Origin of the sequence: Pseudomonas sp. PSE1(2024), from assembly GCF_050990555.1 — a bacterium.
Taxonomy (GTDB): Bacteria; Pseudomonadota; Gammaproteobacteria; order Pseudomonadales; family Pseudomonadaceae; genus Aquipseudomonas; species Aquipseudomonas aphyarum.
In genome coordinates this window covers 6293611-6306311 of the sequence record NZ_CP158967.1, presented here as the reverse complement: position 1 = coordinate 6306311, position 12701 = coordinate 6293611, and the positions used below count along the sequence as shown (strand labels likewise).

13 protein-coding genes and 1 pseudogene are annotated in these 12701 nt (G+C 61.4%); 3 read left to right on the top strand and 11 right to left on the bottom strand.

Features of this window, described 5'->3' with window-relative positions; all coding sequences use genetic code 11:
- Nucleotides 1-43 precede the first annotated feature (43 nt).
- The 6 genes from ABTV87_RS28840 to ABTV87_RS28815 form a co-directional block, all read right to left on the bottom strand.
- Nucleotides 44-784, bottom strand: a complete 741-nt coding sequence (locus tag ABTV87_RS28840) for a hypothetical protein (protein ID WP_085606135.1) — start codon at nucleotides 782-784, stop codon at nucleotides 44-46.
- 72 nt (nucleotides 785-856) lie between these two features.
- Nucleotides 857-1237, bottom strand: coding sequence for a RidA family protein (locus tag ABTV87_RS28835; RefSeq protein WP_003229509.1), 381 nt, complete (start codon nucleotides 1235-1237; stop codon nucleotides 857-859).
- Between the two features lie 24 nt (nucleotides 1238-1261).
- Complete coding sequence (gene spoT / locus ABTV87_RS28830) at nucleotides 1262-3367, bottom strand: bifunctional GTP diphosphokinase/guanosine-3',5'-bis pyrophosphate 3'-pyrophosphohydrolase (protein ID WP_007954439.1); 2106 nt, start codon at nucleotides 3365-3367, stop codon at nucleotides 1262-1264.
- Nucleotides 3368-3424: 57 nt separating this feature from the next.
- Nucleotides 3425-3688: a DNA-directed RNA polymerase subunit omega gene (gene rpoZ / locus ABTV87_RS28825; protein ID WP_003229503.1), complete on the bottom strand. Its 264-nt coding sequence runs from the start codon at nucleotides 3686-3688 to the stop codon at nucleotides 3425-3427.
- Between the two features lie 168 nt (nucleotides 3689-3856).
- Nucleotides 3857-4477 carry a guanylate kinase gene (gene gmk, locus ABTV87_RS28820; protein WP_433898734.1) on the bottom strand — a complete coding sequence of 207 codons (621 nt, stop codon included), beginning with the start codon at nucleotides 4475-4477 and terminating at the stop codon, nucleotides 3857-3859.
- Nucleotides 4478-4489: 12 nt separating this feature from the next.
- Nucleotides 4490-5353, bottom strand: coding sequence for a YicC/YloC family endoribonuclease (locus ABTV87_RS28815; protein WP_433898733.1), 864 nt, complete (start codon nucleotides 5351-5353; stop codon nucleotides 4490-4492).
- Nucleotides 5354-5620: 267 nt separating this feature from the next.
- Here ABTV87_RS28815 and rph point away from each other — a divergent pair, with 267 nt between their 5' ends.
- Nucleotides 5621-6343: a ribonuclease PH gene (rph, locus tag ABTV87_RS28810; RefSeq protein WP_085606131.1), complete on the top strand. Its 723-nt coding sequence runs from the start codon at nucleotides 5621-5623 to the stop codon at nucleotides 6341-6343.
- 29 nt (nucleotides 6344-6372) lie between these two features.
- Complete coding sequence (locus ABTV87_RS28805) at nucleotides 6373-6741, top strand: DUF4870 domain-containing protein (RefSeq protein ID WP_433898732.1); 369 nt, start codon at nucleotides 6373-6375, stop codon at nucleotides 6739-6741.
- A gap of 63 nt (nucleotides 6742-6804) precedes the next feature.
- Here the strand turns inward: ABTV87_RS28805 and ABTV87_RS28800 are convergent, their stop codons facing one another.
- The gene (locus ABTV87_RS28800; RefSeq protein ID WP_007920349.1) at nucleotides 6805-7584 is read right to left on the bottom strand and encodes an exodeoxyribonuclease III; all 780 of its coding nucleotides are present in this window, start codon (nucleotides 7582-7584) and stop codon (nucleotides 6805-6807) included.
- A gap of 82 nt (nucleotides 7585-7666) precedes the next feature.
- On the opposite strand from ABTV87_RS28800, the gene pyrE reads away from it, so the two are divergent.
- On the top strand, nucleotides 7667-8311 hold the full coding sequence (gene pyrE / locus ABTV87_RS28795; protein ID WP_007954442.1) for an orotate phosphoribosyltransferase: 645 nt from the start codon (nucleotides 7667-7669) through the stop codon (nucleotides 8309-8311).
- A gap of 69 nt (nucleotides 8312-8380) precedes the next feature.
- On the opposite strand, the gene argB is transcribed toward pyrE, so the two are convergent.
- The 4 genes and pseudogenes from argB to coaBC form a co-directional block, all read right to left on the bottom strand.
- Entirely contained in the window at nucleotides 8381-9286 is a 906-nt protein-coding gene (argB, locus tag ABTV87_RS28790; protein WP_007954443.1) for an acetylglutamate kinase, read from the bottom strand.
- 24 nt (nucleotides 9287-9310) lie between these two features.
- Nucleotides 9311-10687 (bottom strand): annotated as a pseudogene (locus ABTV87_RS28785) (phosphomannomutase/phosphoglucomutase); the annotation flags it as partial.
- A 257-nt stretch (nucleotides 10688-10944) separates the two neighbouring features.
- Nucleotides 10945-11400, bottom strand: a complete 456-nt coding sequence (gene dut, locus ABTV87_RS28780) for a dUTP diphosphatase (protein ID WP_007954445.1) — start codon at nucleotides 11398-11400, stop codon at nucleotides 10945-10947.
- Between the two features lie 5 nt (nucleotides 11401-11405).
- On the bottom strand, nucleotides 11406-12614 hold the full coding sequence (gene coaBC, locus ABTV87_RS28775; protein WP_085606127.1) for a bifunctional phosphopantothenoylcysteine decarboxylase/phosphopantothenate--cysteine ligase CoaBC: 1209 nt from the start codon (nucleotides 12612-12614) through the stop codon (nucleotides 11406-11408).
- Nucleotides 12615-12701 lie beyond the last annotated feature (87 nt).

Sequence of the window (12701 nt, the reverse complement as noted above, 5' to 3'; positions counted from 1 at the left end):
GGGAGCAAGTGCTTGCTCCCGCCTTTTTTGTCTCAAGCGCCGATCATTGCTTCTCGAGCAACCACTTGCGTTCACCCGGGGTGAACTGCGGTTGTTCGTCCGCCAGCGCGGTGTTCACGGCCTGCAGGATTTCCAGCTCTTTGCCCTTGCGCACAAAGATCCAGTTGTTGCCCTGACCGTTCTGCTGCAGCCACATGCTGTCGTTGCCGTTGCTCATCGATGCGCAATCGCCTGCGAGGCACAGCGCATAGCGGTCGGCACCCGGCAGGCCGGAGACTTGACCGTCCGCCTGGAATTGCACGGTGGCGCCTTCGCCCTGGCCGCTGGTGATCGTCCAGTTGCCGCCCAGATAAGCGGAATACAGCGCGCGTTCGAAGCTGGCGCCGATCGGTGCGCCTTCCGGCACCGGGATCTGTGCGCGGTCGAAGACCTGTTCCGGTTCGTTTTCGTTGGCGGCTTGTTGCAGTTGGCCACCGTCGCGTTTCAGCTCGCTGGCGGAGCTGCCATAGAAGTCGACTTTCCAGGCACCGGACTGTTCGCCGAGCAAGCGACCTTCGACGTTTTCGAAACCGTTGGTGTAGCGGGCCTGACCGGCCTTGGTGTTGACGTCCCACTCCAGGTTCGGGCCATAAGCCTGAAGCGCTTCGCGCAGGGGACCGCCCTTGGCAGCGGCATCGATGGCGACCTGATTGATCCAGGTGCCGCTGATGTCACGGTCGGCAGGGTTGCTGGCGCAACCGCCGAGGAAAATGGCGAGCAGCGAGAGAGCAAGCGCTTTGCGCATGGTGGAATCCTTTCAAAACCTTTTCTTTACCGCAGAGCAGTCGGCGCGGCGTCTGAGGCCGCGCCGTGCGCATTACTCGATGACCAGAATGGCATCCATTTCAACCTGCGAACCCTTTGGCAGGGCTGCCACGCCGATGGCGGCGCGCGCCGGGTACGGCTGGTCGAAGTACTTGCCCATGATCTCGTTGACCTTGGCGAAGTGGCTCAGGTCGGTCAGGAAGATGTTCAGCTTGACGATGTCCTTGAACGAACCACCGGCGGCTTCGGCCACGGCTTTCAGGTTCTCGAACACCTGGACGGTCTGGGCTTCGAAGCCTTCGACCAGTTCCATGGTTTTTGGATCGAGGGGAATCTGACCCGACATGTAAACGGTGTTACCGGCCTTGATCGCCTGAGAGTAAGTACCGATGGCGGCCGGGGCCTTGTCGCTGGTGATAACGGTTTTGGTCATGAATGACTCCTTGTAATGGGGTGGTTATGCACGCATGCGGGTGATGCGGATCACCCCGGTCAGGGCGCGCAGTTTCTTGATCACGCGGGCCAGGTGCACACGGTCGTGGACGCTGACCACCAACTGGACAACGCTGATGCGGCCATCGCGTTCGTCCATGCTGATTTTCTCGATATTGCCGTCGGCTGCGTTGACGCTGCTGGCCAGCAGGGCGATCAGGCCGCGCTGGTGTTCCAGCTCGACGCGCAGTTCGACGTTGAATTCGCCGGTGACATCCTTGGCCCACGAGAGCTGGATGCATTTTTCCGGGTTATGACGGATTTCGCTGATGTTGCGGCAGTTGTCCAGGTGCACGACCATGCCTTTGCCTGCTGACAGGTGACCGACAATCGGGTCGCCCGGGATCGGCGTGCAACATTTGGCGTAGCTGAGGACCAGGCCTTCGGTGCCGCGAATCGCCAGCGGGCCTTCCGGGCTCGGCAGTTGTTCGCCTTCGCCGAGCAGGCGGCGCGCCACGACGTAGGCCATGCGGTTGCCCAGGCCGATGTCTTCCAGCAAGTCTTCGATCAGTTCGAGGCGGTACTCGGTGAGCATCGCCTTCACGCGTTCGGCCGGGATCTGTTCCAGCGCACTGTCGAAGCCGTTGAGCACCTTGTTCAGCAGGCGTTCGCCGAGGCTGATGGATTCGGAGCGGCGCTGCAGTTTCAGCGCATGGCGTATGTGCGTGCGCGCTTTGCCGGTGACCACGAAGTTGAGCCACGCCGGGTTCGGTCGTGCGCCGGGAGCGCTGACGATCTCGACCGTGGAGCCGCTTTGCAGCGGTTCGGACAGCGGTGCGAGACGACGGTTGATCCGGCAGGCGATGCAGCTGTTGCCGACGTCGGTGTGCACCGCGTAGGCAAAGTCGACCGCCGTGGAGCCTTTGGGCAGCTCCATGATCCGGCCTTTGGGCGTGAACACGTAGACCTCGTCCGGGAACAGGTCGATCTTCACGCTCTCGATGAATTCCAGCGAGTTGCCGGCACGTTGCTGCATTTCCAGCACGCCCTTGACCCACTGACGGGCGCGGGCGTGAGTGCCTTTCGGCTGCTCGTCACCGCTGGATTTGTACAGCCAATGGGCGGCGATGCCGTTGTTGGCCATCTCTTCCATTTCACGGGTGCGGATCTGGATCTCGATCGGTACACCGTGCATGCCGAACAGCGTGGTGTGCAGTGACTGATAGCCGTTGGCCTTGGGGATCGCGATGTAATCCTTGAAGCGCCCCGGCAACGGTTTGTACAAATTATGTACAGCACCCAGCACGCGGTAGCAGGTATCGACCTTGTCGACGATGATCCGGAACGCGTAGACGTCCATGATCTCGTTGAAGGCCCGACGCTTGCCGCGCATTTTCTTGTAGATGCCGTAGAGGTGTTTCTGGCGACCGCTGACTTCGCCCTGGATGCCGTCGATGGCGAGGCAGTGACCAAGGGACTCTTCGATCTTGTTGACGATTTCCTTGCGGTTGCCCCGGGCGCGTTTGACGGCCTGGTAGATCCGCGCGGAACGCATCGGGTGCATCGCCTTGAAACCGAGGTCTTCGAACTCGATACGGATCGCGTGCATGCCCAGGCGGTTGGCGATGGGGGCGTAGATCTCGAGGGTTTCCTTGGCGATGCGCCGGCGTTTTTCGCCGGACAGCACTTCCAGCGTGCGCATGTTGTGCAGGCGGTCGGCGAGCTTGACCAGGATCACGCGAATGTCGCGCGCCATGGCCATGGCCATCTTCTGGAAGTTTTCAGCCTGGGCTTCGGCCTTGGTCTCGAAGTTCATCTGGGTCAGTTTGCTGACCCCGTCGACCAGTTCGGCCACGGTTTCACCGAACTGCGCTTGCAGCGCTTCCTTGGCGATACCGGTGTCTTCGATTACGTCATGCAGCATCGCAGCCATCAGGCTCTGATGGTCCATGTGCATGTCGGCAAGAATATTCGCCACCGCAAGAGGATGCGTGACGTACGCCTCGCCGCTGCGGCGGCGTTGGCCGTCGTGGGCTTGTTCGGCGTAGAAATACGCTCGGCGGACCAGGTTGACCTGGTCATTGCCGAGGTAGGTCGATAAGCGATCGGCGAGGGCGTCTATGCTCGGCATGATGTCTCCTGCCGTAGGCTGTGATCCCGCGCCGTGCTACGTCGACCAGGCATAGGCTTAGACGGCCTCGTTGGACTCGTCCTCGAACGCAGCGAAGACAGGGTCTTCGTGGACGATTTCCTGCTCGGCGATGAACTCGTAGCTCATCAGGCCTTCAGCGATTTCACGCAGCGCAACTACGGTCGGTTTGTCGTTTTCCCACTGAACCAGGGGCTCTTTGCCGCCGGTGGCCAGTTGACGGGCACGCTTGGTAGAGAGCATGACCAGCTCAAAGCGGTTTTCCACGTGTTCTAGGCAGTCTTCAACGGTTACGCGGGCCATGGTATTCCTCGGAGCGAATGCAATATGCGCGCTGCCCGGTTGGGCGAGCGGACTCAACAGTTTAAAAAATCACCAGCGATTAGGGAAGCGCTGATTTTTTGACCAGACTCTTCAACGCGCTGCAAGTGCCAATGTAAAGCCCTTGCAGCGGTTTTGGGAAGTGCTGTTTCAGCCCAGCAATTCAGCCAGCAATTTGCCGAAACGCACTTGTTGGCGTTTCTGTTGCAGCTGATTGGCGCGGAAAATCGCCTTCAGGTCGTCCAACGCGTGGGCGAAATCGTCGTTGATGATCAGGTAGTCGTACTCGACGTAGTGGCTCATCTCGCTGACCGCTTCACGCATCCGGCCTTCGATGATCTCGTCGCTGTCCTGACCACGGTTGGTCAGGCGCTGGTGCAGGGCCTGCAGCGAAGGCGGCAGAATGAAGATCGAGCGGGCCTGCGGCATCAGCTTGCGCACTTGCTCGGCGCCTTGCCAGTCGATTTCCAGAATCAGGTCGTGGCCTTCGTCCAGGGTCTGCTGCAGACGGCTTTGCGAGGTGCCGTAGAAGTTGCCGAAGACTTCAGCGCGTTCGAGGAAATCGCCGTGCTCGCCCATCTTCACGAACTCTTCGCGGGTCACGAAGTGATAGTTCACGCCGTCCACTTCGCCCGGGCGCATGGCGCGGGTGGTGTGGGAAATCGAGACGCGGATTTCCGGATTGGCGTCGGTCAGGGCCTTGACCAGACTGCTCTTGCCCGCGCCCGAAGGGGCGGAAATGATGTACAGGGTGCCGGTGCTGTGGGTCATGTCGGGGTAGCCTTACTCAATATTCTGCACTTGTTCGCGCATCTGCTCGATCAACACTTTGAGGTTGACCGCCGCCTGGGTGCTGCGCGGGTCGAAGGCCTTGGAGCCCAGTGTGTTGGCTTCGCGGTTGAGTTCCTGCATCAGGAAGTCCAGGCGCCGGCCGGCGGCACCGCCGGACTTGAGTACCCGGCGAACTTCGATGATGTGGGTGTTCAGGCGATCCAGTTCTTCGGCCACGTCGCTCTTTTGCGCGAGCATGACCATTTCCTGTTCCAGGCGCTGCGGGTCCATCTCGGCCTTCATGTCGGCGAAGCGGTCGAGGACTTTCTGGCGCTGGGTGGCGAGCATCTGCGGAACCAGTTCGCGCAGGGTCACCACGTCTTCCTCGATGGAGGTCAGGCGATCGTTGATCAGGCGGGCCAGCTCCGCGCCTTCGCGCTCGCGGCCGGCCTTGAGATCTTTCAGGCCCTGATTGAACAGGGCCAGCGCTTCGGCGTTCAGCGCCTGCGGGTCGGTGGCGTCGGCGACCAGTACGCCCGGCCAGGCAAGCACTTCCAGCGGGTTCAGCGCGGCCGGGTTCTTGATCAGGCCGGCGACGGTTTCGGCCGCGGCGACCAGTTGTGCAGCGCGTTCGCGATCCACTTGCAGCGGCTTGCCGGTGCTTTCCTCGGTGAAACGCAGGGTGCATTCCAGTTTGCCGCGCGACAGGCCCTGGCGCAGGGCTTCGCGGACGGCGCCTTCGAGGTCGCGAAACGACTCCGGCAAGCGCAGGTGGGGTTCCAGGTAGCGGCTGTTGACCGAGCGCAGCTCCCAGCTCAGGGTGCCCTGAACGCCGGCTTTTTCGACGCGGGCGAAGGCGGTCATGCTGTGCACCATGGGGTGACCTCGCGATACAGATCGGCGCGAATTGAAGCTCCGCAGCTCGATATCAATGAATTTAAGCCGACTGGCAGCAAAGGCGCAGGATTGTAGCGCAGTGCGGCAGATGCGCCCAAACACACGGTGTGACAAAGGGCTGCAGGCCGTCGGCGAAGCGCGTTTCAGGGCCTTCGGTCGTCGGCCGGATTTTTTAACGAGTGCCCAGGCGCGGTGCGCGGCTCTATAATGCTCCGCAGTTTTCCGTCCCCAGTACAGGTATCTCCTATGAAACGTCCAAGTGGTCGCGCTGCCGATCAGCTCCGCTCGATCCGCATTACCCGCAACTACACCAAACACGCCGAGGGATCCGTACTGGTCGAATTCGGTGATACCAAAGTCATCTGCACCGTCAGCGTCGAAAACGGCGTGCCGCGTTTCCTCAAAGGCCAGGGCCAGGGTTGGCTGACCGCCGAATACGGCATGCTGCCGCGCGCCACCGGCGAGCGTAACCAGCGTGAAGCCAGCCGTGGCAAACAGGGCGGTCGTACCCTGGAAATCCAGCGTCTGATCGGCCGTTCCCTGCGCGCCGCGCTGGACATGTCCAAGCTGGGCGACGTCACCCTGTACGTCGACTGCGACGTGATCCAGGCTGATGGCGGCACCCGTACCGCGTCGATCACCGGCGCCATGGTTGCGCTGGTCGATGCACTGAAAGTGATCAAGAAGCGCGGCGGCCTGAAAGGCGGCGACCCGCTCAAGCAAATGATCGGCGCCGTTTCCGTGGGCATGTACCAGGGCGAGCCGGTGCTGGATCTGGACTATCTTGAAGATTCCACCGCCGAGACCGACCTCAACGTGGTGATGACCAGCACCGGTGGCTTCATCGAAGTGCAGGGCACCGCCGAAGGCGCGCCGTTCCAGCCTGAAGAGCTGAACGCGATGCTGGAGCTGGCCAAGAAAGGCATGAACGAGATCTTCGAACTGCAAAAGGCTGCACTGGCCGACTGAGCAGGTTCGTAACCCGCAAGGAGGACGCGATGAGTGATGATCAAGAGTTGCTGCCCAAGCCGAGCCAGGAGGTTCGCCAATGGGCCATGTTTTGTCACTTGTCCGCCTTGCTGGGGATCTGGATTCCGTTTGGCACGCTGATCGGGCCGTTGGTCCTGTGGCAGATGAAGCGCGAGACCGATCCGTTCATCGACGCCCAGGGCAAGGAAGCGCTGAATTTCCAGATCACCGTGGCGATCGCTTCGATGATCTGCTTCGTGCTGATGCTGTTGCTTATCGGGTTCGTGCTGTTTGGCCTGCTGGCCATTGCGGCGCTGGTGTTGACGATAATCGGCGGGGTGAAAGCCAACGAAGGTTTCCCGTACCGCTATCCGTTCACCTGGCGGTTGATCAAATAACGAACGATCGCCCACAAAAAAACCGACAGTGATGTCGGTTTTTTTGTGTCTGCGAAAGGCCGCCTAGATGGTCAGCGTCCAGTCGTAGTCGACGATCAGCGGCGCGTGCTGCGAGAACCGAGGCTGACGCGGCAGGCGTGCGCTGCGCACGAAGCGCCGCAGGCCCGGAGTCAGGATCTGGTAGTCGAAGCGCCAGCCCAGATTCAGCATCTCGGCCTGTTCGTTGTCCGGCCACCAGCTGTACTGGTCGCCTTCGCGGCTGACTTCGCGCAGGGCATCTACGTAGCCCATGTTGCCGACAATCTCGTCCATCCAGGCGCGTTCCGGCGCCAGGAAGCCCGGTGATTGCTGGCTGTCGCGCCAGTTTTTGATGTCGAGCTTCTGTTGCGCGACGTACAGCGAGCCACAATAAATGTACTCGCGACGTTTGCGCCGCTGTTTGTCCAGGTACTTGCCGAAGTCGTCCATGAGCTTGAACTTCTGGTTCAAGTCCTCATCGCCGTTCATCCCCGAAGGAAGCAGCAAGGTGGCAATACTGACTTTGTCGAAATCTGCTTGCAGGTAGCGCCCGTAGCGGTCCGCCGTCTCGAATCCGAGACCGCTGATGACAGCCTTCGGTTGCAACCGCGAATACAAAGCCACGCCGCCTTGGGCAGGGACTTCAGCATCGCAGGCATAAAGGAAGTAGCCATCCAGTTGGAAGGCTGGGTCGTCCAGTTCAAAGGCGGAGGCACGGGTGTCCTGCAGGCAGATGACGTCGGCATTCTGTGCCTGCAGCCAACTGAGCAAACCGCGCTCGACTGCAGCCTGAATACCATTGACGTTCACACTGATGATCCGCATAAATGGCCCCAAAAATCGCGTGCGTGTATGATACACGGCGTCAAGCTAATTAGCTAAATCCGTGGTATTTGGGGTTTTTTTCATGCAAGCGTATCAGCGCGATTTCATTCGTTTTGCCATCGATCGCGGCGTTTTGCGCTTCGGTGAGTTCACCCTGAAGTCCGGGCGCACCAGTCCTTACTTCTTCAATGCCGGCCTGTTCAACTCGGGTTCCGCGCTGGCGCAGCTGGGTCGTTTCTACGCCGCAGCCATCGCCGAGAGCGGCATTCCGTTCGACGTGCTGTTCGGCCCGGCCTACAAAGGCATCCCGCTGGCGGCAACCACTGCCGTGGCGCTGGCCGAACACCACAACCGTGACCTGCCATGGTGCTTCAACCGCAAGGAAGCCAAGGCCCACGGCGAGGGCGGCAGCCTGGTTGGCGCACCGTTGACCGGCGAAGTGCTGATCATCGACGACGTGATCACCGCCGGCACCGCGATCCGTGAAGTGATGCAGATCATCGCTTCCCAGGACGGCGCCAAGGCTGCCGGTGTGCTGATCGCTCTGAACCGTCAGGAGCGCGGCAACGGCGAGCTGTCGGCCATCCAGGAAGTCGAGCGTGATTTCGGCATCCCGGTCATCAGCATCGTTTCGCTGAACCAGGTGCTGGAATTCCTGGCTGACGATCCGCAGCTCAAGCAGCACCTGCCAGCCGTTGAAGCCTATCGCGCGCAGTTCGGCGTCTGATCGCAGCTTCAGGCAAAAAAAGACCCCGCTCAGCCAGGCTGAGCGGGGTCTTTTTGTTTGCGCGAGCGCTTAAGGACGCTTGCGATTGCTGATCAGCGTACCCACACCGGTGTCGGTGAAGATTTCCAGCAGGATTGCGTTCGGCACGCGGCCGTCGATGATCAGCGAGCTGCCCACGCCGCCCTGAACCGCTTCCAGTGCACAGCGGATCTTCGGCAGCATGCCGCCGTAGATGGTGCCGTCGGCGATCAGGTCGTCGACCTGCTGGGTGCTCAGGCCGGTCAGCACGGTGCCCGACTTGTCCATCAGGCCGGCGATGTTGGTCAGCAGCATCAGCTTCTCGGCTTTCAGCGCTTCGGCGACCTTACCGGCCACCAGGTCAGCGTTGATGTTGTACGACTCGCCGTTTTCACCCACGCCGATCGGCGCGATCACCGGGATGAAGTTGCCTTTGACCAGCAGGTTCAGCAGTTCGGTGTTGATCCCGACCACCTCGCCCACATGGCCGATGTCGATGATTTCCGGTTGGGTCATCTCCGGGGTCTGGCGGGTGACGGTGAGCTTTTTCGCACGAATCAGTCCGGCGTCTTTACCGGTCAGGCCGATGGCGCTGCCGCCGTGACGGTTGATCAGGTTGACGATGCTTTTGTTGACCTGACCGCCGAGGACCATTTCCACCACGTCCATGGTCGCGGCGTCGGTAACGCGCATGCCGTCGACGAAGTGGCTTTCGATCGACAGGCGCTTGAGCAGATCACCGATCTGCGGGCCGCCGCCGTGCACGACCACCGGGTTGATGCCCACGGCCTTCATCAGCACGATGTCGCGGGCGAAGCCGGTTTTCAGCTCCTCGCTTTCCATCGCGTTGCCGCCGTATTTGATCACCAGGGTCTTGCCGACGTATCGGCGGATGTAAGGCAGCGCTTCGGACAGGACCTTGGCAGTGTTGGCGGCGGCATCGCGTTCGAGGGTCATTCAGGGCTCCGGGTGAATCAGCAATCAGAACGGTAGTTGGAGATCAGGTGCAACGCGTTTCAGTTGGGCATGGAACACAGCCTTGATGCGCTGCAGTTCCGCCTCGTCATCGGCCTCGAAGCGCAGCACCAGCACCGGTGTGGTGTTGGACGCGCGCACCAGGCCCCAGCCTTTGGCGTAGTCGACCCGCACGCCGTCAATGGTGGTCAGGTCGGCGCCTGGGCCCCACTGCGCATCGTGCAGTGCATCAATGATGCTGAATTTGCTCTCTTCGGTCACATGGATATTGATTTCCGGCGTGGAAATATCGTTCGGGAAGGTCGCGAACAGCTCCTCGGCCGAAGATTTTTCCTTGCTGAGGATTTCCAGCAGCCGTGCGGCGCTGTAAATGCCGTCGTCGAAACCGAACCAGCGTTCCTTGAAGAAAATGTGCCCGCTCATTTCGCCGGCCAACAGCGCGCCGGACTGTTTCATTTTCTTTTTGATCAACGAGTGACCGGTCTTCCACATTAGCGGCCGACCGCCATATTCCTTGATCAGCGGGATCAGGCGACGGGTGCATTTGACGTCGAAGATGATCTCCGCGTCCGGGTTGCGCGCCACCACGTCACGGGCGAACAGCATCAGCAGACGGTCCGGGAACACGATGGTGCCGGTGTTGGTCACCACGCCGACGCGATCGCCGTCGCCGTCGAAGGCCAGGCCGATGTCAGCATTGGTTTCCTTGACCTTGGCGATCAGGTCGACGAGGTTTTCAGGCTTGCCCGGATCCGGATGGTGGTTCGGGAAGTTGCCGTCGACTTCGCAGAAAAGCGGGATGACTTCGCAGTTCAGCGCTTCGATCAGTTGCGGGGCGATCACGCCGGCCGCGCCGTTGCCGCAGTCGACCACGACTTTCAGGCGCCGGGCCAGTTTGATGTCCTGGACTATTTCGGTGTTGTAGCGGTCGAGGATTTCGACCTGGGTCACGCTGCCCGTGCCGCTGCTCAGGTTGCCGGTCTTGAGGCGCTCGTGCAGGGCCTGGATCTGCTCGTTGGCGAGGGTGTCGCCGGCGATCACGATCTTGAAGCCGTTGTAGTTCGACGGGTTGTGACTGCCGGTGAGCATCACGCCGGATTTGCCGGCCAGCACGTTGGCGGCGTAGTACAACGCAGGTGTCGGCACCAGGCCGACGTCGCTGACATGGCAGCCGCTTTCGGCGATGCCACGGATCAGTTCGGCAACCAGTTCCGGACCGGACAGACGGCCGTCACGGCCGACGGACACATTTGGTTCGCCCTGGGCCAGGCTCTGGGAGCCGATGGCGCGACCGATCCAGTAGGCGGTTTCGGCATTGAGGAATTCCGGCACGGTGCCGCGAATGTCATAGGCGCGGAAGATGCTGTCGGGAAGCTTCGGGGCGACTTGGGCGGGGGTGCTCATCTGCGAAAATGCTCCATCTCGAAAGTGGCTGGACACACCGACGACTCATTCGACGGCAAGCTCAAACTGAAGGGTATGACGGCGGTTTTCACAGAGAGTTCGTGGTGTGAAAGGGCCATGACGCCTTGTGCGGCGTGGCTTTGGCCTGCCAATGCCTTGATTTTCAGCGGTAAAGCTTCCAGATGAATCTGCGTATTTTTATGGCGAGAGAGCGGGCTCCCTCGCCACAAAACCAATCACTTGGTGCCGGAATGGCCGAAACCGCCAGCGCCGCGCTCGGTCTCGACGAACTCTTCGACCATTTCGAAATGCGCCTGCACCACCGGCACCAGCACCAGTTGAGCGAGGCGCTCGCCGACCGGCATGGTGAATTCGGTCTGGCCACGGTTCCAGCAGGAGACCATCAGCGGGCCCTGGTAGTCGGAGTCGATCAGACCGACGAGGTTGCCCAGCACGATGCCGTGCTTATGGCCCATGCCCGAGCGCGGCAGGATCAGCGCGGCGAGGTTCGGATCGCCGATGTAGACCGACAGACCGGTCGGGATCAGCACGGTTTCACCCGGCTTGATCACGATGTCCTCTTGCAGCATGGCGCGCAGGTCGAGGCCGGCGGAGCCCGGTGTGGCGTATTGCGGCAGCGGGAATTCGGTACCGATGCGAGGGTCGAGGATCTTGGCTTGCAAAGCGTGCATGTAAATTAAACCTGGTTCAGACGTTCGGCGATAAAAGTGACCAGCTGGCGAGCGATCTTGCTCTTGCTGGTCTGGGCGAAAACCGTGGCGTGCAGCGCACGGTCGATGACGCTGCAGGCGTTTTCTTCGCTGTTGAAGCCAATGCTCGGGTTGGCGACGTCGTTGGCGACGATCAGATCGAGATTCTTGTCCTTCAGCTTGCGTGCAGCGTAGTCGAGCAGGTGTTCGGTCTCGGCGGCGAAGCCGACACTGAACGGACGGTCGGGACGGGTCGCGATGGTGGCCAGGATGTCCGGGTTGCGCACCATTTGCAGGACGAAGCCGTCGCCGCTCGTAGGGTCTTTCTTTAATTTTTGCGGGGCGACGACTTCCGGGCGGTAGTCCGCCACCGCCGCCGAGGCGATAAAGATGTCGCAAGGGATCGCGGCTTCGCACGCGGCGAGCATGTCGCGGGCACTGACCACGTCGATGCGGGTGACGCGATCCGGGGTCGGCAGGTGCACCGGGCCGCTGATCAGGGTCACGCGGGCGCCGGCTTCCACTGCCGCTTCAGCCAGGGCGAAGCCCATTTTGCCGGAGCTGTGGTTGGTGATGTAGCGCACCGGGTCGATGTTTTCCTGGGTCGGGCCGGCGGTGATCACCACGTGCTTGCCGGTCAGTGCCTGACGCTGGAAGCAGTCCGCCGCGAGCTGGGCCAGATCGGTGGCTTCCATCATGCGGCCCATGCCGACGTCGCCGCAGGCCTGGCTGCCGGAGGCCGGGCCGAAGGTCTTCAGGCCACGGCTTTCAAGGAGTTGCAGGTTGGCCTGGGTTGCCGGGTCGCGCCACATGGCCTGGTTCATGGCTGGGGCGACCGCGACGATGGCGTCGGTGGCCAGCACTAGCGTGGTCAGCAGATCGTTGGCAATGCCTTGGGCCAGGCGGGCCAGCAGGTCGGCGGTGGCCGGGGCGATCAGCACCAGATCGGCCCATTTGGCCAGTTCGATGTGGCCCATCGCCGCTTCGGCGGCAGGGTCGAGCAAATCCAGGTGAACCGGGTGGCCGGACAGCGCCTGCATGGTCAGCGGGGTGATGAATTCGCTGCCGCCACGGGTCATGACCACGCGCACTTCGGCGCCCTGATCGATCAGGCGGCGCACAAGGTCGGCGCTCTTGTAGGCAGCAATACCGCCGCCGACGCCCAGAACGATGCGTTTCCGATACAGCCGCTGCATAGGTCTGCCTTTCATTTCGTTGGTGACATACGTGGCGAAACCCCCTCCCCAGGGTGAATTCGCCCGCAAAAAAGATGGGCTACGATA

Coding starts and splice junctions, on each gene's coding strand:
- ABTV87_RS28840 (WP_085606135.1), bottom strand. CDS start 784: ATGCGCAAAGCGCTTGCTCTCTCGCTGCTCGCCATTTTCCTCGGCGGT.
- ABTV87_RS28835 (WP_003229509.1), bottom strand. CDS start 1,237: ATGACCAAAACCGTTATCACCAGCGACAAGGCCCCGGCCGCCATCGGT.
- spoT (WP_007954439.1), bottom strand. CDS start 3,367: ATGCCGAGCATAGACGCCCTCGCCGATCGCTTATCGACCTACCTCGGC.
- rpoZ (WP_003229503.1), bottom strand. CDS start 3,688: ATGGCCCGCGTAACCGTTGAAGACTGCCTAGAACACGTGGAAAACCGC.
- gmk (WP_433898734.1), bottom strand. CDS start 4,477: ATGACCCACAGCACCGGCACCCTGTACATCATTTCCGCCCCTTCGGGC.
- ABTV87_RS28815 (WP_433898733.1), bottom strand. CDS start 5,353: ATGGTGCACAGCATGACCGCCTTCGCCCGCGTCGAAAAAGCCGGCGTT.
- rph (WP_085606131.1), top strand. CDS start 5,621: ATGAAACGTCCAAGTGGTCGCGCTGCCGATCAGCTCCGCTCGATCCGC.
- ABTV87_RS28805 (WP_433898732.1), top strand. CDS start 6,373: ATGAGTGATGATCAAGAGTTGCTGCCCAAGCCGAGCCAGGAGGTTCGC.
- ABTV87_RS28800 (WP_007920349.1), bottom strand. CDS start 7,584: ATGCGGATCATCAGTGTGAACGTCAATGGTATTCAGGCTGCAGTCGAG.
- pyrE (WP_007954442.1), top strand. CDS start 7,667: ATGCAAGCGTATCAGCGCGATTTCATTCGTTTTGCCATCGATCGCGGC.
- argB (WP_007954443.1), bottom strand. CDS start 9,286: ATGACCCTCGAACGCGATGCCGCCGCCAACACTGCCAAGGTCCTGTCC.
- dut (WP_007954445.1), bottom strand. CDS start 11,400: ATGCACGCTTTGCAAGCCAAGATCCTCGACCCTCGCATCGGTACCGAA.
- coaBC (WP_085606127.1), bottom strand. CDS start 12,614: ATGCAGCGGCTGTATCGGAAACGCATCGTTCTGGGCGTCGGCGGCGGT.